The 24,294-nt window shown below is 61.4% G+C and carries 24 protein-coding genes; 12 read left to right on the plus strand and 12 right to left on the minus strand.

Annotated elements, in window-relative coordinates; genetic code table 11:
• The first annotated feature begins 220 nt into the window (after positions 1-220).
• A complete protein-coding gene (locus tag ACSOSP_RS06320) occupies positions 221-541 on the plus strand; it encodes an Mpo1-like protein (protein ID WP_455310151.1) in 321 nt (106 codons plus the stop codon).
• Positions 542-576: 35 nt separating this feature from the next.
• On the opposite strand, the gene ACSOSP_RS06325 is transcribed toward ACSOSP_RS06320, so the two are convergent.
• Positions 577-1,905 (minus strand): YihY family inner membrane protein, encoded by a 1,329-nt coding sequence (locus tag ACSOSP_RS06325; protein WP_455310152.1) that lies wholly within the window; start codon positions 1,903-1,905, stop codon positions 577-579.
• 101 nt (positions 1,906-2,006) lie between these two features.
• Between ACSOSP_RS06325 and wrbA the strand changes: the two genes are divergently transcribed.
• From wrbA to ACSOSP_RS06345, 4 genes are all read left to right on the plus strand, one after another.
• Positions 2,007-2,609 carry an NAD(P)H:quinone oxidoreductase gene (gene wrbA / locus ACSOSP_RS06330; protein ID WP_455310154.1) on the plus strand — a complete coding sequence of 201 codons (603 nt, stop codon included), beginning with the start codon at positions 2,007-2,009 and terminating at the stop codon, positions 2,607-2,609.
• 3 nt (positions 2,610-2,612) lie between these two features.
• Positions 2,613-3,047: a DUF2069 domain-containing protein gene (locus ACSOSP_RS06335; RefSeq protein ID WP_455310155.1), complete on the plus strand. Its 435-nt coding sequence runs from the start codon at positions 2,613-2,615 to the stop codon at positions 3,045-3,047.
• A 110-nt stretch (positions 3,048-3,157) separates the two neighbouring features.
• On the plus strand, positions 3,158-4,615 hold the full coding sequence (locus ACSOSP_RS06340; protein ID WP_455310156.1) for an FAD-binding oxidoreductase: 1,458 nt from the start codon (positions 3,158-3,160) through the stop codon (positions 4,613-4,615).
• 33 nt (positions 4,616-4,648) lie between these two features.
• Positions 4,649-5,452 carry a metallophosphoesterase gene (locus ACSOSP_RS06345; protein ID WP_455310157.1) on the plus strand — a complete coding sequence of 268 codons (804 nt, stop codon included), beginning with the start codon at positions 4,649-4,651 and terminating at the stop codon, positions 5,450-5,452.
• A gap of 241 nt (positions 5,453-5,693) precedes the next feature.
• Here ACSOSP_RS06345 and ACSOSP_RS06350 read toward each other — a convergent pair whose 3' ends face one another.
• Both ACSOSP_RS06350 and ACSOSP_RS06355 read right to left on the minus strand, forming a co-directional pair.
• Positions 5,694-5,864, minus strand: a complete 171-nt coding sequence (locus tag ACSOSP_RS06350) for a hypothetical protein (RefSeq protein ID WP_455310158.1) — start codon at positions 5,862-5,864, stop codon at positions 5,694-5,696.
• A gap of 171 nt (positions 5,865-6,035) precedes the next feature.
• A complete protein-coding gene (locus ACSOSP_RS06355) occupies positions 6,036-6,974 on the minus strand; it encodes a LysR family transcriptional regulator (RefSeq protein ID WP_455310159.1) in 939 nt (312 codons plus the stop codon).
• A 207-nt stretch (positions 6,975-7,181) separates the two neighbouring features.
• Here ACSOSP_RS06355 and ACSOSP_RS06360 point away from each other — a divergent pair, with 207 nt between their 5' ends.
• From ACSOSP_RS06360 to ACSOSP_RS06375, 4 genes are read left to right on the plus strand one after another with little or no spacing between them, the layout of a single operon-like run.
• Positions 7,182-8,681 carry an efflux transporter outer membrane subunit gene (locus tag ACSOSP_RS06360; protein ID WP_455310160.1) on the plus strand — a complete coding sequence of 500 codons (1,500 nt, stop codon included), beginning with the start codon at positions 7,182-7,184 and terminating at the stop codon, positions 8,679-8,681.
• 2 nt (positions 8,682-8,683) lie between these two features.
• Entirely contained in the window at positions 8,684-10,831 is a 2,148-nt protein-coding gene (locus ACSOSP_RS06365; RefSeq protein ID WP_455310162.1) for an FUSC family protein, read from the plus strand.
• Positions 10,821-11,021, plus strand: coding sequence for a DUF1656 domain-containing protein (locus tag ACSOSP_RS06370; RefSeq protein WP_031359030.1), 201 nt, complete (start codon positions 10,821-10,823; stop codon positions 11,019-11,021). The genes ACSOSP_RS06365 and ACSOSP_RS06370 overlap by 11 nt, the downstream gene beginning before the upstream one ends.
• A 38-nt stretch (positions 11,022-11,059) precedes the next feature.
• A complete protein-coding gene (locus tag ACSOSP_RS06375; RefSeq protein ID WP_455310163.1) occupies positions 11,060-11,938 on the plus strand; it encodes an efflux RND transporter periplasmic adaptor subunit in 879 nt (292 codons plus the stop codon).
• On the opposite strand, the gene astE is transcribed toward ACSOSP_RS06375, so the two are convergent.
• The 9 genes from astE to ACSOSP_RS06420 all read right to left on the minus strand — a co-directional run bounded on the left by astE (position 11,933) and on the right by ACSOSP_RS06420 (position 21,995).
• Positions 11,933-12,961: a succinylglutamate desuccinylase gene (gene astE / locus ACSOSP_RS06380; RefSeq protein WP_455310164.1), complete on the minus strand. Its 1,029-nt coding sequence runs from the start codon at positions 12,959-12,961 to the stop codon at positions 11,933-11,935. The genes ACSOSP_RS06375 and astE overlap by 6 nt on opposite strands.
• On the minus strand, positions 12,945-14,288 hold the full coding sequence (gene astB, locus ACSOSP_RS06385; protein ID WP_455310166.1) for an N-succinylarginine dihydrolase: 1,344 nt from the start codon (positions 14,286-14,288) through the stop codon (positions 12,945-12,947). Before astB ends, astE begins: the two co-directional genes overlap by 17 nt.
• A 9-nt stretch (positions 14,289-14,297) precedes the next feature.
• Positions 14,298-15,773, minus strand: a complete 1,476-nt coding sequence (gene astD, locus ACSOSP_RS06390) for a succinylglutamate-semialdehyde dehydrogenase (protein WP_455310167.1) — start codon at positions 15,771-15,773, stop codon at positions 14,298-14,300.
• Positions 15,774-15,784: 11 nt separating this feature from the next.
• The gene (gene astA, locus ACSOSP_RS06395; protein WP_455310168.1) at positions 15,785-16,822 is read right to left on the minus strand and encodes an arginine N-succinyltransferase; all 1,038 of its coding nucleotides are present in this window, start codon (positions 16,820-16,822) and stop codon (positions 15,785-15,787) included.
• Positions 16,819-17,874 carry an arginine/ornithine succinyltransferase subunit alpha gene (gene aruF, locus ACSOSP_RS06400; protein ID WP_455310169.1) on the minus strand — a complete coding sequence of 352 codons (1,056 nt, stop codon included), beginning with the start codon at positions 17,872-17,874 and terminating at the stop codon, positions 16,819-16,821. Before aruF ends, astA begins: the two co-directional genes overlap by 4 nt.
• A 43-nt stretch (positions 17,875-17,917) precedes the next feature.
• Positions 17,918-19,129, minus strand: coding sequence for an aspartate aminotransferase family protein (locus tag ACSOSP_RS06405; RefSeq protein WP_455310170.1), 1,212 nt, complete (start codon positions 19,127-19,129; stop codon positions 17,918-17,920).
• Positions 19,130-19,365: 236 nt separating this feature from the next.
• A complete protein-coding gene (locus ACSOSP_RS06410) occupies positions 19,366-20,181 on the minus strand; it encodes an ABC transporter ATP-binding protein (RefSeq protein ID WP_414951426.1) in 816 nt (271 codons plus the stop codon).
• 143 nt (positions 20,182-20,324) lie between these two features.
• Positions 20,325-20,759 carry a hypothetical protein gene (locus ACSOSP_RS06415; protein ID WP_455310171.1) on the minus strand — a complete coding sequence of 145 codons (435 nt, stop codon included), beginning with the start codon at positions 20,757-20,759 and terminating at the stop codon, positions 20,325-20,327.
• 33 nt (positions 20,760-20,792) lie between these two features.
• Entirely contained in the window at positions 20,793-21,995 is a 1,203-nt protein-coding gene (locus tag ACSOSP_RS06420; protein WP_455310172.1) for an EAL domain-containing protein, read from the minus strand.
• Positions 21,996-22,456: 461 nt separating this feature from the next.
• Between ACSOSP_RS06420 and ACSOSP_RS06425 the strand changes: the two genes are divergently transcribed.
• The 3 genes from ACSOSP_RS06425 (at position 22,457) to ACSOSP_RS06435 (ending at position 24,096) form a co-directional block, all read left to right on the plus strand.
• Complete coding sequence (locus tag ACSOSP_RS06425; protein WP_455310174.1) at positions 22,457-23,002, plus strand: N-acetyltransferase family protein; 546 nt, start codon at positions 22,457-22,459, stop codon at positions 23,000-23,002.
• 128 nt (positions 23,003-23,130) lie between these two features.
• Positions 23,131-23,724: an IMPACT family protein gene (locus ACSOSP_RS06430; protein ID WP_455310176.1), complete on the plus strand. Its 594-nt coding sequence runs from the start codon at positions 23,131-23,133 to the stop codon at positions 23,722-23,724.
• Between the two features lie 15 nt (positions 23,725-23,739).
• Positions 23,740-24,096, plus strand: coding sequence for a 2Fe-2S iron-sulfur cluster-binding protein (locus ACSOSP_RS06435; RefSeq protein ID WP_455310177.1), 357 nt, complete (start codon positions 23,740-23,742; stop codon positions 24,094-24,096).
• The last annotated feature ends 198 nt before the right edge of the window (positions 24,097-24,294 follow it).

Genomic DNA, 24,294 nt, shown 5'->3' on the forward strand with positions numbered 1-24,294 from the left:
GGATCACGTTGCGGTTGTTGAACTTGGATGACGGACTTAGCTCATGAATCAAGCTCATGAATCAAGCTTACCCACCCTCTCCCCACTGCGCTACTAGCCGGATGGGAGGGGGTCTCCAATTGCTTTCAGATCAGAATTAAACGCAGTTGCGCAGTCGGCTCAATCGCCGGAGAATGAATCTTGCTGAGCCAATGCTGCAACCTGCTCGAAGGAGACTGTCATGGCCCAAACCGCACATTCCGATCACTTCGCGAGCTTCGCCGAGTTCTATCCGTACTACCTGGAAGAGCACCGCAACGTGGTGTCGCGTCGGCTGCACTTCATCGGTTCTCTGGGCGTAATTGGCTTCCTGGCAATGGCTATTGCCACTGGCGACTGGCTCTGGCTTCCTGCTGCCGTTATTTGCGGCTACGGCTTTGCCTGGGTGGGCCATTTCTTCTTTGAGAAAAACCGCCCGGCCACCTTTCGTCATCCGCTCTACAGCCTGATGGGCGACTGGGTCATGTTCAAGGACATCTGCATCGGCAGGATTTCGATTTAGCGCGCTTCGGGACGATATTCGCAACGCAAGGTGCTTCAGGCAGTTTGACGCGGCATGGACGTCACTCCTTGCGCCGCATGAGCACCTTCCTGACGAGAAGCCGCGCGCGCCGCTAGCAAGGTAGCCAGGGTGACGTCGAGTTTCTCGTTGCTCAGCGCATTCATCAATGCGGCTCGGTCAATGTGCGAGGAATCGAGGCGCAACTGATAATCCAACTCGTCTCGCTCGATCACAAACAAATCGAACAGTCTGGACACCGTGATCTGTTGCGGATTGGCGATCAGCACATAGCGCGGCACCCGAAGATTCTCCAGCCTCGCGATCCATTCCAGAGAGTCGAGCTTGCGAACCAGGCGCATGGAGGTATCCACGTCACAGCGCAGCATCCGCGCAAGCTCGAGGCCGGTGTAACCCGGCAGGCCGGCTTCACGCGCCTCAGCCAATCGAGCAAGCAACTCAAGGGCATCGAGCAGATCGCTCCCCGGAAAATCGTTTCGATGAAACTGGCCTATCCGGATCGCCGGCAACGCCGACGTGAGCATCGCGCCGATCAGCGTGATCATCCAGCACAGATAGACCCATAGCAGGAACACCGGCAACGCGGCGAACGCGCCATACACGGCGGTGTACGTCGGAATACGGCGCACGTAATAACCGAAACCGCGCTTCGCCAGTTCGAACGCGATAGCCGCCACCAGTCCCCCAACCAGTGCATCGCGCCACTCCACTTTGCAGTTCGGCAGGAACACATAGAGCATGGAGAACGCCAGCATGGTGAACGGCAGCGTCGCGCTGGCGAGCGCCCACTCGACCACCGGCGGCAGGAGATTATGGGAGCCGGCAAATGCGACGGATTGCGCGAACAGGTAGGACGACATCGACAGGCTCACGCCGAACAGAATAGGGCCCAGCGTGATGATGGCCCAGTACACGAGGACACGTTGAGCGAATGGCCGCGATTTGCGCACGCGCCAGATCACGTTGAACGCGGATTCGACCGTCATCATGGTCATCACCGAGGTGACGAACAAGATGATCATGCCGAGCGTCGTCAGCCCCTTTGCCTTCGACGCAAACTGGTTCAGGTACTTGAAAATCTGGCTGTTGATCTGCGACGGCATCAGGTGCGCGGCAAGAAAATCCTGCAGCGACATCTGGAACGAAGCGAAGATGGGAAACGCCGTGAAGAGCGCGAACGCAACCGTCGCAAGCGGGACGAGCGACAAGACGGTGGTGAATGTCAGGCTGCCGGCCACCTGCGGCACGCGATCCTCGCCCGTACGACGTGCAACGAAGGCGGCAAGCCGCTTCGTTGTGTCGAGATTGATGGGAAACTTCTGCAAGAATCTCTCTCCTTCAAACATTGCGACAGATCCGCGGCACGGCTCGAAAGGCGGATGAAACAACGCCAAAACGCCACGCCCACGCACCCGATCCTTATAATACCCGTTCACCGAAAAGGCTCATGAACGACATTCTCGTGCTCTATTACAGCCGCAACGGCGCCACCCGCGAACTCGCCCAGGCGATCGCTCAAGGCGTCGACAGCGTGCCCGGCATGCAAGCGCGCGTGCGCACCGTGCCTCCTGTTTCTGCCGTTTGCGAAGCCACGCAGCCGGATATTCCCACCGACGGCCCTCCCTACGCCGAAGTGCGCGACCTGGAAGAGTGCGCCGGGCTCGCGCTCGGGTCACCCACGCGGTTCGGCAACATGGCAGCCTCGCTGAAATACTTCCTCGATGGCACCTCGCCTCAATGGTTGTCCGGCGCGCTCGCCGGCAAACCCGCCAGCGTCTTTACCTCCACGGGCAGCTTGCATGGCGGGCAGGAAACTACCCTGCTTTCCATGATGCTGCCCTTGCTTCACCACGGCATGCTGATCGTGGGCATTCCGTACACCGAGCCTAAGCTGACCACGACGCAAACCGGTGGCACACCTTATGGCGCGTCCCATTTCGCCCGCGCTGAAACGGCCGACAGCGGCATCTCCGCCGACGAGAAAGCGTTGGCCATGGCGCTCGGCGCACGCCTGGCCACTGCAGCGCTGACACTTCAACGCGGCGCCTGACTGATGACCACTACGCCCGTTATGGACGCAGCCGGCACCCACCCCGGCTTTGCACGCGGCGCGCTGTTCAGCCTGATCGGGCTGATTGCGTTGTCGATCGCGTGGGAGCTTTGGCTTGCGCCATTGCGCCCGGGCGGCTCCGCTCTGGCGCTCAAGGCCATCCCGCTGCTGTTCGCGCTGCGCGGCACGTTCCGTCGCGACGTGTACACGCTGCAATGGGCGTCAATGCTCGTGCTGCTGTACCTTGCCGAAGGCATTGTGCGCGGCATGACCGACGGCGGATTGTCAGCACGCCTTGGCTGGCTCGAAGCACTGCTTGCCCTTGTGTTCTTCGTCTGCGCGCTTGGCTTTGTTGCACCGTTCAAACGCGCTGCACGCGCCGCGAAACGAGCGAAGGCCGCGGCACCAACCACAACACCCGACCGCAATCATTTGTAGCATGGAATAGTCCGCGTGAACGAGGCCTATGCCATTAGGCCAGGTTTCGCCCGGCCCGACGTTACGCGATACTGTGTCAACTGTCGTCCACGCCACTGCTACCAAAACCCATGACCGCATCCGACCGTTCACGTTACTTTGCTGAAGCCTGCGCCGAGGCAATCGGCGCCGCCCATGTGCTGACCGACGCCCACGACACCGCGCCGTTTCTCACGGACTGGCGCAAGCGCTATCACGGCCAGACGTGCGCCGTGGTGCTTCCAGGCACCACCGAACAAGTCGCTAAAGTTGTGCAGCTCGCGCGGGAATTCCGGTTCCCTGTCGTGCCGCAAGGTGGCAACACCGGCCATTCCGGCGGGGCAACGCCTGATGCCAGCGGCACGCAGGTGGTGATCAGCTTGCGCAGGCTGAAGCGGATTCGCGACGTCGATCCTCTCAACAACACCATCACGGTGGAAGCCGGCGTGATCCTCGCCGATATCCAGGCACGCGCCGAGCAGGAACAGCGGCTCTTTGCGCTGAGCCTCGCCGCCGAGGGCAGTTGCACGATCGGTGGCAATCTTTCGACAAACGCCGGAGGCACTGCTGTTCTGCGCTACGGCAACACGCGCGAGTTGTGCCTCGGGCTTGAAGTAGTGACGCCGCAAGGTGAAATCTGGGACGGTTTGCGGGGGCTGCGCAAAGACAACACCGGCTACGATCTGCGCGACCTGTACATCGGCGCGGAAGGGACGCTCGGCATCATCACTGCCGCGGTGATGAAACTGCATCCGGCGCCTGTCGCGCGCGTAACCGCGCTCGCGGCGCTGGTCTCACCGCAGGCCGCGCTCGATTTCCTTGCTACGGCGCAGCGTTATGCAGGCCCGTTGCTGACCGGCTTCGAACTGATGTCGGATTTTTCGCTTCATCTCGTGACCACGCATTTCCCGCAGATGCGTTATCCGTTCAGCAAGAAACATGGCCAGACCGTGTTGCTTGAACTGTCGGATAGCGAGAGCGAGGAGCACGGCCGCGCGCTGTTCGAACGGCTGATGGAACATGCCATTGAGCAGGGCCTGGTGGAGGACGCCGTCGTAGCGGAAAATTTGTCGCAGTCGAAGGCATTCTGGAACTTGCGCGAACATATTCCGCTCGCGCAGGCTGCAGAAGGACTCAATATCAAGCACGATATTGCGGTGCCTATTTCGCGCATCGGGCATTTCATAGAGGCAACCGACGCGCTCATCGCCCAGGCCATTCCTGGCGTGCGCATGGTGACCTTCGGCCACCTCGGCGACGGTAATTTGCACTACAACGTGCAGGCGCCGGAAGGGGTCGACCCCGAAAGCTTTCTCGCCGAATTCCAGGCGCCAGTCAATGCGCTAGTGTATGAAAGCGTGCACGCGCATCGCGGCAGCATCAGCGCGGAGCACGGGTTGGGGCAATTGAAGGTGGTCGAAGCAATGCACTACAAGTCACCGGTGGAAATACGGCTCATGCGCGCGCTCAAGACAGCGCTGGACCCCGAGAACCTGATGAATCCGGCCAAGGTCTTGCCTGACGTGCGTGCGCCAGGTGCGTCGTCGTAAGGTGTAAGTAACAGTATTGAGGAGATAAGCGCCGTGAAGATTCGCGTTCTGTCCGACCTGCATCTCGAGCACGATGAACCGCTTGCCATTCCCTACGCGGAGGCCGATCTCGTCGTGCTGGCCGGCGACATCCACAATCATGCGGAGGGCCTGCGCTGGGCGGCGGAAAACTTCGGTTCAGAGGTACCGGTTGTTTATGTGCCGGGCAATCACGAGTATTACGACGGCGAATTCGGCGCACTCGAAACCGCCATGCAGGATGCAGGGCGCAGCTTGCCCAATGTGCATTTCCTGAACAACACCGCCCTCACCGACCGATACGGCAAATGGCGCGTGCTCGGCACCACGTTGTGGACGGACTTCGCGCTGTTCGGAGCAACCCCTGAGGCGATGCGGGAATCCGTGGCGGCGGCCGAGCGTGTGATGCTCGACTTCCGGGGCGTGATCCAGGTTGCATGGCCGGAGCCCGAAGACGAGCCACGCTCGTTTAGCCCCAGCGACTCAGTGGCGCTGCACGAGCAGGCTCGGGCGTGGCTGGAAGGTGAATTGGCAAAGCCCTTCGACGGCAAGACTATCGTGGTTACCCATCACGCGCCGCTCAAGCAAAGTTTGGCGGAGAAGTTCGCAACGGACCGGGCATCGGCGGGTTTTGTGAGCGATCTGCCCTCGCTCGTGCGCGCACCGGTTGCGCTGTGGATTCATGGTCACACGCATACCGCATTCGATTACGTCGCCGACGGAGCGCGCGTGATCTGTAATCCGCGCGGGTATCGCGACCGGCGCACGGGTGCGCCTGAAAATCCGTTGTTCAAATGGGACAAGGTGGTCGAGATCTGAGCGACCAGGCGCGATGAATCGCGAAAAAATGCGTTTTCGGTGTGGATGCGCTACACCGGCGTGCAGTTGGTAAGCACTAACCGGTCATGACGCGATCGCGCGGCCGGTCAGCGTGATGGGCGAAAACACGGGCTTCCGGGTAAGAAATCCCAGGCGCCCAAATACGGTCTACCGGGCGCAGGGTTAAACGTCACTGCGCCCACTGCAAAAACAAAAAGACCGATAAATCGGTCTTTTTTTCTCAGCGATTCGACGAATCGCGCGATTGACGGTTCTTGCGTTCGTCGATACGGATCGGAATCAGGCGCGCCCGTTTCGCGTTCTCGCGGGCCGTACGCAGCAGTTCACGGGTGGCGGGCACGGCGATCAGAGCCAGCAGTGCATAGATGGCGATCATCAGCGGCGTATTCATAACTTCCTCGGGTGTTGTCGAATCGGTAAAAGTGAATCGGTGAAGCTAAAGGGCAGACTAGAAGTTATCAAGATGCGGCCGAAATAGTCGTAAGCAAGTGTTGCATCGCGGCAATGAAAAACCCGATGAAAGCACTTCAACCGCCTTATCCCCATTCTGCTGCTCATAAGCTTATGACGCCACAAATTCCTGCAGCGATTTTTCGTCGGCGGCGAGTGCGGCAGGCAATTCGGCGCGCAAAAATTCCACCCAGGTCCGGATTTTCGCATCCAGGTACTGACGCGACGGATAGAGCGCAAACACGTTGAGCATTTGCATGGTGTATTGCGGCAAAACACGCACCAATGTCCCTGCACGCAATGCAGGCAACGCTGACGAAGTGGGCAATATCCCGACGCCCATACCTTCGCTGATTGCCACGCCCATGGCTTCAGCCACGTTCACAGTGAAGGTCGCTGTTCCGAGACTGACTGTTTCCTGCCCGTTCGGACCGTCAAAGGTCCATTTGTTCGGAGGAAACGCAGGCGTAATAAGTTGCAAGCATGTATGCCGCACCAGATCGGACAGGACATGCGGTACGCCGTATTCCTGAATATAGCCAGGCGACGCGCACGCAATGCTGAACATACTTCCCAGTCGCTGGGAAACCAGTCCTGAATCAGGCAGCTCAGTGCCAAGCACAATAGACACGTCAAAACCCTCATCCAACAGATCGGGTACGCGCTGCGCAAGCGTCAGGTCGATCTGCACCGACGAATGCAGCTTTTGGTAACGCGAAATCATCGGCACGACGTAATGCTGGCCGACGCCCGCCATGGCGTGCATCTTGAGCTTGCCGGCCGGTCGCGCGTGCGCATCGCCGGCTTCCGCTTCCGCCTGATCCACATAAGCCAGGATTTGCTCGCAGCGCTGCAGATAACGCTCGCCGGCTTCGGTCAGCGCGATCCGGCGCGTGGTCCGGTTGAGCAAGCGAGTGCGTAAATGCGCTTCGAGATCGGAGACGGCGCGCGATGCATAGGCCGTGGTCGTGTTCAGTTGCTGAGCCGCGGCCGTAAAGCTGCCGGCGTCAACAACCCGCGAAAACACGCGCATGTTTTGAAGCGTATCCATGAGCCTTGAGTCTCTTGCAAGTGATGCCGCATTGTTACCGCATTGCTACGTTATGGATAAGGATGATTATCTTATAACGCGTAACAATGCTTTGCATTTTTGCCGGTTACTCGCCAATCAGGGCGAAAATATAATTCTGGTCTGCGTCTCAATCCATTTTGAGAAATAATTTTGCTAGTCCGCGTGACCAGAACGACCATCGTTCCGATGGTTCTTACATTTATTTTAACAATAGCAGGCTGCGCGAGCACGAAAAACGTCGGTCCCGAAGACTCGCTCAAGGACACGTCTTCGCTCGACGCCGGCGCAACGCTGCGCGCGGCTAACGCCGACGCGGCGTGGCCGGCATCGACATGGTGGCGCGCTTACAACGATCCGCAGCTCGATGCGTGGGTTGCGCGTGCGCAGGCCGGGAATCCGACGCTGGCGCTGGCCGCCGCCCGCGTACGGGAAGCCCGTTCGATGGCGGGCGTCGCGCAGGCCGCTCTCGCTCCTCAAGTCGACGGATCGATGGCGATCAACCGCCAGCAGTGGCCGGAAAACGGCTATTACGGCCCGGGCACTTTCAACAACGTCACCACGTGGGACAACACGGCCGCGCTGCAACTGTCGTACAACCTCGACCTCTGGGGCCGCGACGGCAACGCAGCGGAACGCGCGCTGGACGCCACCCACGCTCGCGCAGCGGACGCCCGGGCCGCGCAACTCGAACTCCAGGCAAACGTGGTGCGCGCGTACATCGGTTTATCGCAGGGATTTGCGTTGCGCGACATCGCACAATCCACGCTCGACCAGCAGCAGAAAATCGCGGCGCGGGCGCGTCGGCGGCTGCAGGGCGGGATTGGGACGCAGCTTGAAGTCGCGCAGGCGGAAGCGTCGTTGCCGGACTACGAGCGTCAATTGGAGACGTACGACGAAGCCATCGCGCTCGCCCGCAATCAGCTTGCAGCGCTTGCCGGCGCCGGGCCGGGTGCGGGCGATTCGATCACGCGTCCCGTGCTATCGCTGGCAACGCCGCTCGGCTTGCCGTCGGCTTTGCCCGCTGAGTTGATCGGGCGCCGTCCGGATGTCGTAGCAGCGCGCTGGACGGTTGCGGCGCAAGCGCGGGGCATCGATGTCGCGAAGGCGCAGTTCTATCCGAACATCAACCTGATGGCGTCGCTTACGCAAATGTCCGCGGGCGGCGCGCTGCTGACGTTCCTCACCGGCAACGGCGCCGGTTGGACAGCAGGACCCGCCGTGACGCTCCCGATTTTTGAAGGCGGCCGGCTGCGCTCGCAACTTGGGGCGGCATCGGCGCAATACGACCAGGCCGTCGATCACTACAACGCCACGTTGGTCGCGGCGTTGCGCGATGTCGCCGATCAGGTCGTGCGGATCCAGTCACTCGACCGGCAACTCGACGCGTCAGGCCGCTCGGTTGCGGCTGCGCAGAAGAGTTATCGGCTGGCCGACGAGGGGTATAAGCGCGGCTTGACCGATTACCTGAACGTGCTCGTCGCGCAGACGCAATTGCTGCGCGCACAGGACGGCGAAGCGCGCGTGCGCGCCGAACGGCTCGCGGTGTATGCGACGTTCTCGGCGGCGTTGGGCGGCGGCGTCGATAGTTCCAGCGACAGCCCCGCCGACACGCAGATGAAACCCGCGAAGCATATCGGCCCGTTCGCGGAGCACCGAAATGCGTCGGCCGGTGACCGGAGCGAGTGAGCATGTCGACGCCCTCCTCCGCGTTGAACCGTCCTCATCGGCTGCTTGCAGATTGGGCGGCTACCGACGGCCTCGCGTGGATTCACATCTTCAAGGCGGCGCTGGCGGCGTTCCTCGCGCTATGGATCGCGATGCGTCTCGACCTGCCGCAACCGCGCACCGCGATGACGACTGTCTTTGTCGTGATGCAACCGCAGAGCGGCATGGTGCTGGCGAAAAGCTTCTACCGCTTGTGCGGGACGCTCGTCGGTCTCGTGGTGATGCTCGTGCTGATCAGCCTGTTTTCGCAACAACCGGTGATGTTTCTATCGGCGACGGCGCTCTGGGTCGGCATCTGCACGGCGGGCGCGGCACGTAACCGCAATTTCCGCTCGTACGGCTTCGTGTTGTCGGGCTATACGGCCGCGCTCATTGGCGTACCGGCCGCGCAGCATGCAGACGCGGCCTTCCTGTCAGCGATGACGCGTGTTGCCGAAGTATCGTTAGGCATCGTGTGTTCGGGTGCGGTCAGCGCGCTGGTCTTTCCGCGTCACGCCGGCGAGCAAGTCCGCTCGACCGTGCGAAAACGCTTCACCGCGTTTGTCGACTACGTGTCGAAGGCCTTGGGCGGGGGTATCGAACGCTCGCAGATCGAGCACATCAACTCATCGTTCGTCGCGGACATCGTCGGGCTCGAGGCCGCGCGCAGCGTGGCCGTGTTCGAAGACCCAGAAACACGCATGCGCAGCGGCCGGGTCGCGCGGCTGAACGGTGAGTTCATGAGCGTATCCACGCGCTTTCACGCGCTGCATCAGTTGATGAACCGGCTGCGCCTGAACGGCGCAGCGGCGACGGTCGACGCGCTGGAACCGTATTTCCGCGAAGTCGCGCCCTTGCTGAGCGCAGCGGGCGCGCCGGTGGAGAAAGCCGCCGATGCCGCCCACGCAGCGGCGCAACTCGACACATTTAAAGCGGCGTTACCCAAGCGTATCGGGGCAGCGCGGCGCGCGCTGGATCCGGAGATCGACCTGCTCGAATTCGATACCGCGGCCGAACTGCTGTATCGATTCGTCGATGACCTGCATGCCTACACGCTGACCTATGCGTCGCTGGCCGTGCCCACACACGAACGCGAGCACCGCATCACGCGTTATGTGCCGAAGACCAGTCTGCTCGCGGCAGGCGTTTCCGGACTGCGAGCGTTCGCCGTGATCCTGGTCCTGAGCGGCTTCTGGATCATGTCGGCGTGGCCGAGCGGCGGCACGGCCGTGCTCGACGCGGCGGCGGTTATTGCACTGGCTTCGTCATCGCCAAGGCCAACGCAAATGGCTTTCCAGATGGCCGCAGGCACCGCGCTCGCCGCTGTCATGGGCATGATCGTGGTGTTTGCGCTGTATCCGCATATCGATGGTTTTCTGCTGCTCTCGGCCGCGCTGCTGCCGTTCCTGATGCTTGGCCTGTTCATCAGCACGCGGCCCGGCATGATGGGCGTTGGCGTCGGTTACTGCATCTTCTTCTGCTTTCTCGCCGGTCCCGACAACGTCATTCAATACGACCCGTCAGCGTTCATCAACGACGCCATCGCGCTGGTCGCTTCCATGCTCGTTTGTTCGATGGCCTTTGCGGTGTTGCTGCCCACCGACGCGCCGTGGCTGCGCCGTCTGCTGATGCGTGAACTGCGGCGGCAAGTGGTGACGGCGAGCAAGGCTCGCCTGACCGGTCTCGCGATGCGGTTTGAAAGCGGTACGCGCGACCTGTTTTCGCAGATCGATGCGCTCGCGGCGGGTCGCGAGGATCTGCAGCGCGAGGCGTTGCGCTGGCTGTTCGCGGTGCTTGAAGTGGGCCACGCGGTGATTGATCTGCGTACGGAGCTAAGCCGCTCGGACAGTAACTCAGGCTCAATCACGCCTGCGCTGCATCAGGTTGCGCACCTCTTCGATCGCCCTACCCCTCAGCGTTTCGATGCCGCGTTGTCGGCGACCACGCAGGCCATCGAAGATTTGCGAGCGCGGCTCAACATCGTGCACGAGCCTCGTGAGGAACGCCATCGGCTGCAACGCATGTCGAGTCATCTGCATTTCATTCGTACGGCGCTGCTCGATCTGCAATCGCCGTTAGGTCATCTCAGCCAGCGCGAAATCGCACCCGAAGGAGCGCCTCATGCCGCGTGATATCGCCATTCTCGATGCCTACGTGCCGACGATCCTGCTGCTGTTTATCGCGGGCGGCTTGCTGACGTGGTTCATCGACCGGCTGCTCGCGCTCACTGGCTTGTATCGCGTGGTGTGGCATCCGTCGCTCTTTCGCGCGTGTCTGCTCGTGTGTTCGTGCGGCCTGCTTGGGCTCGCGGTCTATCGCTAAACCACCGCTGAATATTGTTGAAGGACAAAAACCGCATCATGATCATCAGGAAAACTTTCGGCATCTTAATGACCGCGCTCATCTTCTGCGCGGCCATTTTGATCGGGCGCGTGCTGTGGGTGCATTACATGGACCAGCCGTGGACCCGCGACGGCCGCGTGCGCGCCGACGTCATCAACGTCGCGCCCGATGTCTCCGGTGCTGTCGTGACCATGCCGGTCGCCGATAACCAGTTCGTGCACAAAGGCGATCTGTTGATGGAAATCGATCCGTCGCATTACAAGATCGCCGTGGAACAAGCGCAGGCCACCGTTGCCGCTCGCCAGGCGGATTTGCGCATGCGTCGTGACGACGCCGCGCGCCGGGCCGATCTGGACAACGAGGTGGTATCGAAGGAATCACGCGATAACGCCAGCCAGGCCGCCTCCGGCGCCGCCGCGAACTTGCAGCAGGCGCAGGCAGCGCTCGATGCCGCCGAGCTCAATCTGGCGCGCACCAAGGTGTTTGCGCCGGTCGACGGCTACGTGACGAACCTGAACGTGCATCGCGGTGACTACGCGACGACGGGCGCAGCGAAGCTCGCTATTGTCGATAGCCATTCGTTCTGGGTCTACGGATATTTCGAGGAAACGAAGCTGCCGCGTGTGCGTATTGGCGACAAGGCCGAGATGCGGCTGATGAGCGGCGGCGTGTTGAAGGGCCACGTACAGAGCATTTCTCGCGGCATCTATGACCGCGACAATCCGCAAAGCCGCGAACTGCTCGCCGATGTGAACCCCACGTTCAACTGGGTCCGGCTCGCGCAGCGGGTACCGGTGCGCATTCATATCGACGAGGTTCCGGCGGATATCGTGCTCGCGGCTGGCACGACCTGCACGGTGGTCGTCGAGCCTACCGGCAAGCCGGGCAGCTTATAGCGAGTCGAACGTTTCCTGAGTCGTATCGATGACCATGAGGCCCGCTCTCAAGCCCGGCTTCACCGTCGGATTCGGAAACACGATGCGCTCCTCGTCGCGCAGCACTTCATACGTGTAATCGTCGTCCTCGGCAAGCACCGTGCCGCGCGCGAACGGCGTGAAGTTAGCGACATCGCCGGCTACGTGGAGCTTGAACTGCTCGCTCTGTTTATCGATTTGCCCAACGACGGTGAATACCTTCAACGTCGCTTCGTCAGACGGCGCGATGGGCGCAAGTCCGCCGATCAGCCTCCGCAATGCAGCGTCCGATGCGGCGAAGCGCGACAGATCGTTGTGCCCGAACGCCCGCACCTTGCCAAGCTCCAGCGTGCACGCGAGCGCGCCCGATTGCTCTGCAGTGAAATGCGTGAACGTGTTCGACTTCTCCTTGTGCAGCAATACGGCTGACAACCCCGCGTCCTGCAACCAGTCGAACATCACGCGTGACAGCGGCGCGCCCGTGTACGGCAGCAACGCAAACTGCTCGAACACGGATGGGCGGATGGCCGTGTGCATGTCGATGTGCCACTTCGCGTGCGTTGCATCGGCGCCCGCAAAAAACTCCCGCGTCACGTTCTCCAACTCCGCTGCACGCGGCGATTCATGGCTCGCGGCGAGTTCGAGATAACGGCCGTTGAACAACCGGTTGAGATCGTCATCGCGATAACGGCAAGACGCGCGCATCGCGTCGATATTGCCGAAGATAACCAACAAGCGGCTCTTCAACGCCGCCTTGCCGCTTGCGATGTCCGCGACGAGCATCGACAGCATTTCGATCGGCGCGGTTTCATCGCCATGAATCCCCGCCGATGCCACCACGCTTTGCAGCGCCTCGCCCTCGGGTTCGAAGCGAATGACGCCATCGCCGATCCATGTCCACTTCACCCCGCTCGGCAACCGGCCTTCAGTCAGCGCGGGCTTCTTTCCATCGAGCACAAAGTCGAGAAAGTTCGCGAACATGGCCGGCTCAACGCTGGAAGTCATAGATAGCACCAAGCTTGAGAATCCCGGTCAACGCGTCAAGTGCCGCGCGCGATTCATCGAGGAGTTTCAGATCGGCAAGATCGCCGGGTGCAATCCGGTCGCGATAGTGCGTGTCGATCCAGGCATCGAGTTGCGCGAACAATGTGTCGTTCATCCAGACGCCGGGGTTAACTACGCCCCGCTCGGTATCGTTGAGCACTACGCGCAGCCGCAAGCACGCAGGGCCGCCGCCGTTCTTCATGCTTTCACGAAGATCGAAGACGAGGACGTCGTCGATAGACGTGGACCGTGCATGCAACGAATCGAGGTACTTGGCGACACGTGCATTTTCCCGGCACTCTTGCGGCACCACCAGCACCTGGCGACCGTCGGGGCGGGTCAGCAACTGGCTGTTGAACAGATACGACGACACAGCATCAGCCACGCTGACTTCGTCTTCCGGCACTTCTATAGCGGTGAACGCGCCGCCATGCGCATCGAGTTTTGCGCGAAGCTGGTCGTATACGTTGCCCTGATCCAGGAACGCGCGCTGGTGGCAAAACAGCGTGTTGCGGTTGCCCACGGCGATCACGTCGTTGTGAAACACGCCTGCATCGATCACGTCGGGAAGCTGTTGCGCGAACACCGTGGCGTCGTCGGAAAGGCCATGCAGGCGTGCGACCGCACGGCTTGCTTCCAGCGTCTGGCGTGCGGGAAAGCGCTTCGGTTCAACCGAACCCTGACCGTATTCGCTGCGCCCATAGACGAAAAACTCCACGCCCTTCTCGCCATACTCATTGCAAAAACGCGTATGGTTGGCCGCGCCTTCATCGCCTAATGCAGGTGTGCCCGGCAACGCGTGATGAATCTTGAAATGCTTCTCATCGGAGAAAATGGCCGAGAGCGAACGGCGCGTTTCTTCATGCTCGATCGCACGATGCAACTTCGTGCTGAGATTGGCCGGCGTGAAATGCACGCGGCCATCGTTCGTATCCGCCGATGGACTCACCGTTGCCGCGTTCGCGGTCCACATCGCAGAAGCCGAACTCGCAGCGGCCAGCAATTCGGGTGCTTCCCGCGCAGCACGTTCGACTACCGTAGCGTCGTCGCCGGTGAACCCGAGGCTACGCAGCAACTTGAGCGACGGCCGTTCCAGCGGCGGCAGCACGCCCTGGTGGAATCCAAGGTCGGCCAACTGCTTCATCTTGCGCAGACCCTGCTTCGCCGCGGCCTTCGGATTGGCGGCCGATTTCTCGTTGCTGCGCGACGCGACATTGCCGAACGACAGCCCCGCGTAATTGTGCGTCGGGCCGACCAGCCCGTCGAAGTTCGCTTCGAATGCTTGCATCGTGGTTCCTCAGAACTGAAGGCCGGGCGAGACGCTCGCGGGCATGTGCAACTGGGTGCTTTCGACGGATGCCATAGGATACGAGCAGTAGTCCGCCGCGTAAAACGCGCTCGGCCGCTGGTTGCCGGAGCGGCCGATACCACCGAACGGTGCCGCCGACGACGCGCCGTTGGTCGGCCGGTTCCAGTTCACGATGCCGGCGCGAATGGTGTGCTGGAAATGGGTCCACGTTGCTTCGTTGTCGGCTAACAAGCCAGCGGATAAACCGAACGCTGTGTCGTTGGCGCGCTCGATTGCCTGATCGAAGGTTGCGTAGCGCGTGAGTTGCAGCATCGGGCCGAAGTGTTCTTCATCGGGGACGTTGCGTGCGTTCGTCACGTCGATGATCGCCGGCGTCACAAAGCCGAGCTGCGCAGAACGTTGCGTCATTTCAAGCAAGGGCTTGCCGCCCGCTTCGATCAATTGCGCCTGCGCCTGCACGAGCTTGGCCGCTGCACGTGCCGAGATCACCGCGCCCATGAACGGTTGCGGGTCGGCGTCGAAGGCGCCCGTTTTGATCTTCGATGTCACATCGATCAAGCGTGAGGTGAACCGCTCGCCGAATGCATTATCCGGAACGAACAACCGGCGTGCGCACGTGCAACGCTGCCCGGCGGAAAGGTAAGCCGACTGGATCGTGTGATGCACGGCGGCATCGATATCCTCGACTTGAGCCACCACCAGCGGATTGTTGCCGCCCATTTCCAGTGCGAGCACGATCTCCGGACGACCGCCGAATTGCCGATGCAGCAACGTGCCGGTATCCGAGCTGCCGGTGAAGAACAAGCCATCGATCTGCCGATGATTCGCCAGCGCAATGCCGGTGTCCTTCTCGCCTTGCACAAGATTCAACACGCCGGCAGGCAAGCCGGCCTGCGCCCACAAATCCACGGTCAACGCGGCCACTCCGGGCGCGAATTCCGATGGTTTGAATACGACCGTATTCCCCGCGATCAACGCCGGAACAATATGCCCGTTCGGCAAATGTCCGGGGAAGTTATACGGTCCGAATACGGCCACGACACCATGCGGACGATGGCGAAGTACCGCGATGCCATCGGCCATTTCCTGGCGCTTCTCGCCGGTACGCTCGTTATACGACTTGACGGAGATATCGACTTTAGCGGCCATGGTCGCGACTTCGGTCCGCGCTTCCCACAACGGCTTACCCGTCTCGAGACCGATAGTGTGAGCCAACGCTTCCTTGCTCTCAGTCACGAGCGTCGCGAAACGCCGCGTGATCGCGATGCGTTCTTCCAGCGTCAACGCGGACCACGAAGCGAACGCATGTCGTGCTGAAAGGACGGCGCGCTCGACGTCCTGAGCCGCTGCGCTCGCGCCTTCCCACACCACGTCGCCATTGCCCGGATTGCGCGAGGCGAACGGTGCGCCCGTGCCCTCGGTCCACGTACCATCGATAAACAATTGAGTCGAAATCTTCGTCATGTTGCTTGTCCTTAACCTAAGTTCTTCGCACGCGGCTTCGATGCCAGCACACGCACCGTGTCGCCAGCTTGCACGCGCAGCGCAGCCGCTTCTTCCGGTGTCAGCAGGAAGGTGCCGTCTTCGGGCACGCCAAACGTCGCGCCACAGCGGAAGTCATCAAGCGATGTATTCGATACCAGGCTGCGAGCCTCGCCGTGCTCCGCACGTTCACCCACGCGCACCGTCACCAGCACGCTCTCGCGCACCGTGCGCAAGTCGGCTACGTGACATTCGAGGACGGGACCGGCATCGAAGATATCGACGTGATTTTCATAGCGCAGCCCTTCCGTTTCGAGCATCTTGCGCGCGGGCATGGTGTCCCGATGCGTCAACCCGACCGCCGCTTGCGCGTCTTCGGGCAGCATCGCGAGATAGACCGGATAGCGCGGCATCAACTCGGCGAGGAACGACTTCTTGCCGTGCGAACTGAGATAGTCGGCGGCGTTGAAATCGATCTGGTAGAAATGCGATCCAACCGCCTGCCAGAATGGCGACGCGCCGCTTTCATCGAAGTGGCCGCGCAGTTCAGCGCACAGGCGCTCCGGAAAGCGCTCGCGGAATTGCGCGATAAACATGAAGCGCGAACGCGATAGCAAACCACCTACGCCGGCCGTGCGGTATCGCGGACTTAAAAAAAGCGAACAGACTTCCGCGTAACCGGTGAGATCGTGCGAGATGTTGAGCAGCGACATCTTGGTCCACACGCCCAGGTCGCGGCTGGCATGCACGACAGTAGACACACGATAGTTATAAAACGGCTGCTCCAGCCCGACTTCCGTTTCAATGCCGCACACGCCCGCAATATCGCCGGTCGCCGTGTCTTCCATCGCGAACAGGTATCCTGCCTCGAAGGCTTCAGCCTCATCAGCGAGAGTACGTCGTGCACGTTCAACGCGCGCCGTCAGCGCATCGCGATCCGGCTTGAAGGTGGTGAGTCCCGGTCCGGTCTCGTGCGCGAGCGCGACGAGCGCGTCGACATCTCCAGGCTGCACGCAGCGGACAACGATCATTGCAATTCTCCCGAAGCCTGATGAAGCGGCACACAACGCACCGTATCGGAATCTTTCACGCTTAAAACCTTGCACAATTCTGCCGACAGCGGCGCACCGGTCGCACGCGAGGACGGCAGGTTGACCAAGGCGCATCGAAACGCGTGCGCGCCGCCGGCTGCGATCAGGTACGGCGTGCCCGACGCGCCCGTGTCATCCTGAGCCGTTCGCACGGTGCGAACTTCGTTCGCCAGCACGGACGCACTGCGCTCCACCGCGACGGTCAGAACGGGACCTGCATCGAAGATATCGACAAACCGATCCGGCTCGAAACCTTCCTCAAGGTGAATGTCATACGCTAGCAACGCGCCGTCGTCCGGCTCGCCCAACACTCTTTGCGCTTCAGGCGGCAAAAGCGGCACGTAGAGCGGATAACTCGGCATCACCTCCGCAATAAACGTACGGCTGCGGCCGCCCGATTCCAGCTCGACCTGTTCGAAATCGCGGCCAAAGAACTTGCGCCCGACGGCTTCCCAGAACGGTGATACGCCCGCGTCATCGGTGACGCCTAGCATCAGCGAGAAGACATCGTCGGAGAAACGCTTGCGGTGCGCAGCCACGTACATCATGCGGGCGCGAGAGAGCAGATGCGCGGCGGCATCGTGCGTGGCTTCGCGCACCGATGGGTCGATATAGAAACCCGTCAGGCGGCTCTTGCCGGTGAGTTCATGCGACATGGTGAGCGCGTGGATCTTGCGGTTCACCTTGAGTTCGCGCGAGGCGTGGATCAGCGCGTCATTACGGAATGCGTAGAACGGTTCCGAATAGCCCGCCGATGCCACGATGCTCGAACTGCCGAGCAAAGCGCCGGTTGCCGTTTCCTCGAGCACGAACAGATAAAACTCCTCGCCCGGAAACTCGACTTCCGCGCGAAACGAATCTTCGGAAAGCGCAACGCGCGTTTCCAGGACACTGCGGTCGCGCGGCAACGAATGCAGCACCGGATGCGCGGCATTCGCCATCCGTTCGAGCGCGTCGAGATCGGCGAGTCTTGCGGGGCGGACGATTAACATCGGCGGTTCCGTTGGTTGAGAGAAGAGACCGAAGCCCTCAGGTTCACTGAGCCACGTCGGCGATGGCCTTTTCGATGCGCGCAAAGCCCTCGTCGAGATCGGCCATGGGCATGATCAGCGACGGTGCGAAGCGCAGCACGTTCGGCCCCGCGATCAGCATGATCACGCCGTGTTTTGCCGCGGCGGTGAGCACGTCCTTCGCGCGATCCTTATAGGCATCGGCGAGTTCGGCGCCGATCAGCAGGCCCTTGCCACGGATCTCCTTGAACACGGAGAAACGCTCGTCGATACGCTTCAGATGCGCCTTGATAGCGTCGCTGCGTTGCTGCACGCCTTCGAGCAAAGCCGGATCGCTGATCAGCTCTACCACCTTGTCCGCAATAGCCGCGCCGAGCGGGTTGCCGCCGTACGTCGTACCGTGCACGCCGACCTTGAAATGCGCGGCGATCTTGTCCGTGGTCAGCATGGCGCCGATCGGGAAACCGTTGCCGAGCGCCTTGGCGGTCGTCAGGATGTCCGGCGTCACGCCATAGCCCATGTACGCGTAAAACGTGCCGGTGCGGCCCACGCCCGTTTGTACCTCGTCAAAAATCAGCAGTGCGCCGTGCTGGTCGCAAGCCTCGCGCAGACCCTGAAGGAACGCGGGATCAGCAGGCAGCACACCGCCTTCGCCCTGCACCGGCTCGACGATCACCGCACAGGTTTGCGGGCCGATCGCGGCGCGAGCGGTGGCCAGATCGTTGTAGGGAAGATGCGTGATGCCTTGCGGCGTCGGGCCGAAGCCTTCGGCGTATTTCGGCTGGCCGCCCACGCTGACGGTGAACAGCGTCCGGCCGTGGAACGACTGCGTGAACGAGATGATTTCAACCTTGTCCGGACCGGTGTTGTCGATAGCGTAACGGCGTGCGAGTTTCAGCGCGGCTTCGTTCGCTTCCGCGCCGGAATTCGCGAAGAACGCGCGGTCGGCGAACGTGAGATTGGTGAGGCGAGTGGCAAGCCGCAGCACAGGCTCGTTCGTGTAGCCATTGCCGATATGCCAGAGCTTCTGGCCTTGATCGTGGAGCACTTTCAGCAGTTCGGGATGTGCGTGGCCCAGCGCCGTCACCGCGATACCACCGGCGAAATCGACATAGTCACGACCTTCCGTATCCCACACGCGGGAACCGAGTCCGCGATCCGGCACGAAATTCGCCGGGGAGAAAAGAGGCACCATCACTTCGTCGAACGTACCGCGCGTTACATTGAGATCCGTCATGAACCGCTCCTATGCTTGTCCGGGTATTCCAGCTTAAACGTTGTTATCAGATGGTAGGCGTGCGCGGGCCGCGCGTCTTGCGGGAACGCGACAAGGTTTCATGGTATTCGAGGGGATTGACGTGTGTAAGTCAGCCGAAAGACATAGGCGCGAGGCCTATCGGTGAAAATCGGTCACGGAGCGATCACGGTGATCGCCCCGCCAAGCTCCCGGCTCCAGCACGAGTGAGTCCAGCCTTACTTAAGGCTGCCGGACAAAAATTGCTTCAGCCGTTCGCTCCGGGGCGTGCTCAACACCTCAGCGGGCGCGCCCTCTTCTTCCGTGCGGCCCTGATGCAGAAACATCACATGATTCGATACATTGCGCGCAAAGCCCATCTCATGCGTGACAACGATCATCGTGCGGCCTTCTTCGGCCAGCTTCTGCATGACCTTGAGCACTTCGCCCACCAGCTCGGGATCGAGCGCGGACGTGGGTTCATCGAAGAGCATCACATCGGGATGCATGGCGAGCGCCCGGGCGATGGCGACCCGCTGCTGCTGCCCGCCTGACAAATGCGACGGATATTGTTTCTCGACTTTCGGCGCCAGCCCGACCTTCTCCAGGCATTCCCGCGCCCGTTCGCTCGCTTCCTTCTTCGATAACCCCAGCACGTGCATCGGCGCTTCCATGACGTTTTCAATCGACGTCATGTGCGCCCATAAGTTGAAATGCTGGAACACCATCGCGAGCTTCGTGCGCACGCGCTGCAACTGCTTGTGGTCCGCGACTTCAAGATTGCCCATGCGATCGGTTTTCGTGCGCACCGGCTCGCCGTCGACGATGATCTCGCCCGCGTTCGGCCGTTCGAGGAAGTTGATGCAGCGCAGGAAGGTACTTTTGCCCGAGCCGCTCGAACCGATGATGCTGATCACATCGCCGGCGTTGGCTGCGAGTGAGACGCCCTTGAGCACCTCGTTCTCGCCGAAGCGCTTGTGGATATCGCGGGCGACGAGTTTGACCGCGGCGTTTTGCGCGGCGGCCGATGCAGCATTTTGTGCGGATGATTCCAACGCATTCTCCCCGGAAGATGGGTCTGACGGGTCTGTCGGGTATGACACACCGCCCTATGTCGATCATGGCTGCGGATTCTACCGAAAGCCGCCGGCGGGCAGGCATAGGGACAAACGCCCTCGCCCGGCCGACGGCCAAACGATCAGTCCTTGGCATCCGGCGCGGAAGCCGGCGTCACCGCCCGCACTTGCTGCGCCACGCGGCCATTGGCCATCGCGATCTCGGGGCTGGTTTGCAGCATCGGCAGGTATTGGGCGTCGAAAGCGGCGTTGCGATCCTTCGCGCCAAACATGGACGTAACCGCATGCGCCATGTCGATACGGCCATCGGGCGTGGCGTCAGTGTCGTCGAGCACGTCGTCAAGCGCGGCAATGAGTGTGGAGAGCGGGCCCAGCCATTTGAAAGCGCTGCCGTTGATCACGATCTGCAGGAACTCGCCCGGCGACACCACGCCGAATTCGGCTTCGTGGCGGGTACGCAATTCGTCGAGGATGCTACGGTGCAGCGCCAGCAGCGGATGGCGCACGTCCTTGAGAAACGTGGTCGCGACCGGGTCGGTCATCCTGATGATGGTCATGGTCATTGCCCCGAAGTGGAAAATGAGCCAAGCCTACACCGTCGCCAGGCCGCGCCCTACATAGCGAATAAAATCCGGCGCTGTCAGCGGAGCGGAAAAGAGCCAGCCTTGCCCGAATTGGGCGCCGCGCGTGCGCAAATAAGACGCCTGCTCCTCGCGCTCGATGCCTTCGGCGACCACCTGCACATGCAGCGTCAGCGCCATGTCGATAATATGTGACGCCACGCTGCTGGACGCCGCGTCCTGGTCGACGGTATCGACGAAAGACTTGTCGATCTTCAGCGCGTCCACCTGAAAATTCTGCAGGTGCGAAAGGCTCGAATAACCCGTCCCGAAGTCGTCGATATACACCGGATGCCCGGCATCGCGGAACGCCTGGATCACTTCCTTGGCGGCTTCCGCATCGAGAAAACAGCGCTCGGTCGCCTCGATCCGGATTTGCTGCGGCGCAATCTTCGCGGCCGTAATCGCGGGAGTCAGCCGCTCCAGGAACCGGCGCGAAGTCAAGTCCGGCGCGCTCAGGTTGATCGACACGTAAAGCTCCCTGTAGCGCTGCAGGAACTCGCCGAGTTCGAGCAGGACCGTATCGAATACCTGGTCCGTGATGGCCTGGATCAGCCCGCGATGTTCGGCGAGCGGAATGAAGTGATCGGGCCGCACGATACGATCCTGATGCTTCCAGCGCACGAGCGCCTCAGCGCCAATGCAGCGCCGCGTGGTGAGATCGACGATCGGCTGATACGCGACGATGAACTGATGCCGGCGCACGGCGTCGCTGAGTTGGCCAACTGGCGAGAGACGGCGCACCATCGAGAGGCCGAGCCACGCGGAGAGCGTCAGGCCGCCCGCAACGCCTGCAAAGAGCCAAGTCCAGGGCAGCGCGCGCAGGCGCTCGGCGAAAGTCGCATCGGCTGCGCCTGCTGCGTTTGCTGAGTCGAAACCGCGATGCGCCGCGTCGGGGTTCGCAGGCATCGCTGTCGCGGCGAACGTGGGTGCCGGAAAATGGGCGAACAGCCGGGAAGGTGTGGGTATCGACGTGTTGGCGATCAGCCGGATTGCTCCAGTGTCGACCATGCGCACGACATAGCTCTCGAGCGCCGCAGCTTCACGCGCTGCGGCGACACGTTCGTCCACGCCGGGCGCAAACAGCACGCATAACACCCCCGGCAGCAACGCCGCGATCAGCACGATGCTAGCCAGGAGCGCGACCCGCCCGCTATGTCTGAACGTGATCATCGTGCGCTTTTCATGATGCGACGCCTTTGCGCCGGATGCGCGCTGCATAATGGTTTTTAATGAGGCACCTGATGACATTTGTGTCGTGGCCGATTGGGTAAAGGCTCGTGGCTCGCGCCGTTAGCGTCGGTAACGCGGTTTGTCATGGTCCGGTTGTTCATGCCGCAAGTCGTGTCCACTTGGCTGACAACCGTATCCCTGTTTCCTTGCATCGTCCCTGCAAACGGCCCAGTTTAGCGGCCCGGCACACCGGGCTTCAATGCTTTGCTGTCGACGAAATGCCCGCTTTGGTGGGCTGGCGCACGCCGGCTCGATGCTTTTCCGGCACCCGTGCACAGACGTCTGGTAATTGGCGGATGAGTCCGATAGTCGTGAGAAAATCGGAGCTCCGGATGATGAGCTTCCTCACTGGTCACTCAACACGACTTACACCGTCAACACTCAAACCACGGAGGCACTCGATGGCATTGCCTGACGCCGGCGCGCTCACGATCCGCGACGCGAACGCCGCCGATCTCGAAACGATCACCCGCATTTACGCGCACTACGTGCTGCATGCTCTCGCGACCTTCGAGGAAACGCCACCGGCTGTCGACGAGATGCGCGCGCGGCACGCAACCATCACCAATGCTGGCCTGCCTTATCTCGTGGCTGAAATGGATGGCGCGGTCGTGGGTTATACGTATGCGACTGCGTATCGGCCGAGATCGGCGTACCGGCACACGATTGAGGATTCGGTTTATATCGCCGATGGCTTCAGTGGGCGTGGCCTCGGTCTCGCGCTGCTGACTGCGTTGATCGAACGCTGCGATGCGGGGCCGTGGCGCGAACTCGTCGCGGTGATCGGAAACAGCGGCAACGCCGGGTCGATCGCGTTGCATGCACGGCTTGGATTCGAGCATGTCGGCGTGTTGCGCAAGGTGGGCTACAAACACGGTCAATGGGTCGATACCGTGCTCATGCAACGCTCCCTCGGCGAGGACAAGGCGTTGATTCCGCAGAAATAAGCCACGCGAGCCGGCTCACGCGATTCATCGCCGGATAGTTCGCAGCGGCAACGCATTCGCCATACCATTGCATTGCATCACGACCCTTTCGTCGCCTCTGTCCTCTCTTACAACGCCCTGAGCTTTAGTTGCCTACTTACACCCTCGCCGCCGCCGTCAGTGCAGAAATCGACATCCGCAAAAGCCGCTTTATCGCGCTCGCGATTCCTGTCGCCGATCGCGCAGCCGCGATGCTCGAACTCGATGCGCTGCGCGCCCTGCATCCCGGCGCCACGCATGTCTGCTGGGCGCTGCTGGCGGGCGGTGAATCAGGCATGTCCGACGATGGCGAACCTTCCGGCACAGCCGGACGGCCGATCCTGGAAGTGCTGCGCCATCACGAAGTGGATGGCGTGCTGGCCGCCGTCGTGCGCTATTACGGCGGCATCAAGCTCGGCGCGGGCGGCTTAGTCCGTGCGTACACGGACGCCATTGCAACCGCGATGCAACTAGCCGAACGCATGGAACGCGTGGCGTTCGGCGTGCTGCAAGTGGAAGTGGACTACGCCGATGAAGCGCGGGTGCGGCGCTGGATCGAACAAGAAGGCCATGCACTCGATGAACCCGGCTACGGCATGACCGTATGCCTGTCGATCCGGATGCCGCTTGCCGTGCGCGTTCAGGCAGCGGACGTTATACGAGACCTGACCCACGGACGCGCGGTCATTACCAAAGCGCCCTGAACAGCATTGAACATCATGAGCACCACCGGCCATCCACGCTCTTTTACGATCACACTGCTGCCCTCGCAGCGGAGCTTCACGTCGACCGGGCAGACCACAATCCTGGAAGCCGCCGCACTCGCGGGGCTGCGCCTGTCAAGTTCATGCCGTAACGGTACGTGCCGCTCGTGCCTGTGCCGTCTCGTTGATGGAGCTGTGCAGTATCGAATCGACTGGCCGGGTCTGAGTGCGGACGAAAAAGCCACGGGCTGGATTCTGCCGTGCGTGGCGCTGCCCACGTCCGATTTGATTATCGATGAGGTGGAATTTCTGGAAATGCCGGATCCCGCCAATATTGCCGAAACAAAACGCGGGCGCGGCCGGGGATTTTGAGCACGCGAATCGGGCTAAGCGCGGCTCCCCGCAAATGGCCGATAACCTATTGACGACCACCCGGGTATTTCGGGATTGTTGTCTTTTATCAAAGACATACGATTGCATTCCCAAGCCCCAAAATGCGTCCCATAGCGCGTCCCATTGTTCACCGGCCTGTAATGAAGGCTCCGAAAAGTGTACAATTGCGTTTTTCCC

This window comes from Caballeronia sp. KNU42 (genome assembly GCF_053760385.1).

Coding starts and splice junctions, on each gene's coding strand:
- ACSOSP_RS06425 (WP_455310174.1), top strand. CDS start 22,457: ATGGCATTGCCTGACGCCGGCGCGCTCACGATCCGCGACGCGAACGCC.
- aruF (WP_455310169.1), bottom strand. CDS start 17,874: ATGTTAATCGTCCGCCCCGCAAGACTCGCCGATCTCGACGCGCTCGAA.
- astD (WP_455310167.1), bottom strand. CDS start 15,773: ATGACGAAGATTTCGACTCAATTGTTTATCGATGGTACGTGGACCGAG.
- ACSOSP_RS06325 (WP_455310152.1), bottom strand. CDS start 1,905: ATGTTTGAAGGAGAGAGATTCTTGCAGAAGTTTCCCATCAATCTCGAC.
- wrbA (WP_455310154.1), top strand. CDS start 2,007: ATGAACGACATTCTCGTGCTCTATTACAGCCGCAACGGCGCCACCCGC.
- ACSOSP_RS06355 (WP_455310159.1), bottom strand. CDS start 6,974: ATGGATACGCTTCAAAACATGCGCGTGTTTTCGCGGGTTGTTGACGCC.
- ACSOSP_RS06340 (WP_455310156.1), top strand. CDS start 3,158: ATGACCGCATCCGACCGTTCACGTTACTTTGCTGAAGCCTGCGCCGAG.
- astE (WP_455310164.1), bottom strand. CDS start 12,961: ATGACTTCCAGCGTTGAGCCGGCCATGTTCGCGAACTTTCTCGACTTT.
- ACSOSP_RS06420 (WP_455310172.1), bottom strand. CDS start 21,995: ATGATCACGTTCAGACATAGCGGGCGGGTCGCGCTCCTGGCTAGCATC.
- ACSOSP_RS06375 (WP_455310163.1), top strand. CDS start 11,060: ATGATCATCAGGAAAACTTTCGGCATCTTAATGACCGCGCTCATCTTC.
- ACSOSP_RS06350 (WP_455310158.1), bottom strand. CDS start 5,864: ATGAATACGCCGCTGATGATCGCCATCTATGCACTGCTGGCTCTGATC.
- ACSOSP_RS06405 (WP_455310170.1), bottom strand. CDS start 19,129: ATGACGGATCTCAATGTAACGCGCGGTACGTTCGACGAAGTGATGGTG.
- ACSOSP_RS06360 (WP_455310160.1), top strand. CDS start 7,182: ATGGTTCTTACATTTATTTTAACAATAGCAGGCTGCGCGAGCACGAAA.
- astB (WP_455310166.1), bottom strand. CDS start 14,288: ATGCAAGCATTCGAAGCGAACTTCGACGGGCTGGTCGGCCCGACGCAC.
- ACSOSP_RS06370 (WP_031359030.1), top strand. CDS start 10,821: ATGCCGCGTGATATCGCCATTCTCGATGCCTACGTGCCGACGATCCTG.
- ACSOSP_RS06435 (WP_455310177.1), top strand. CDS start 23,740: ATGAGCACCACCGGCCATCCACGCTCTTTTACGATCACACTGCTGCCC.
- ACSOSP_RS06320 (WP_455310151.1), top strand. CDS start 221: ATGGCCCAAACCGCACATTCCGATCACTTCGCGAGCTTCGCCGAGTTC.
- ACSOSP_RS06415 (WP_455310171.1), bottom strand. CDS start 20,759: ATGACCATCATCAGGATGACCGACCCGGTCGCGACCACGTTTCTCAAG.
- ACSOSP_RS06365 (WP_455310162.1), top strand. CDS start 8,684: ATGTCGACGCCCTCCTCCGCGTTGAACCGTCCTCATCGGCTGCTTGCA.
- ACSOSP_RS06335 (WP_455310155.1), top strand. CDS start 2,613: ATGACCACTACGCCCGTTATGGACGCAGCCGGCACCCACCCCGGCTTT.
- astA (WP_455310168.1), bottom strand. CDS start 16,822: ATGATCGTTGTCCGCTGCGTGCAGCCTGGAGATGTCGACGCGCTCGTC.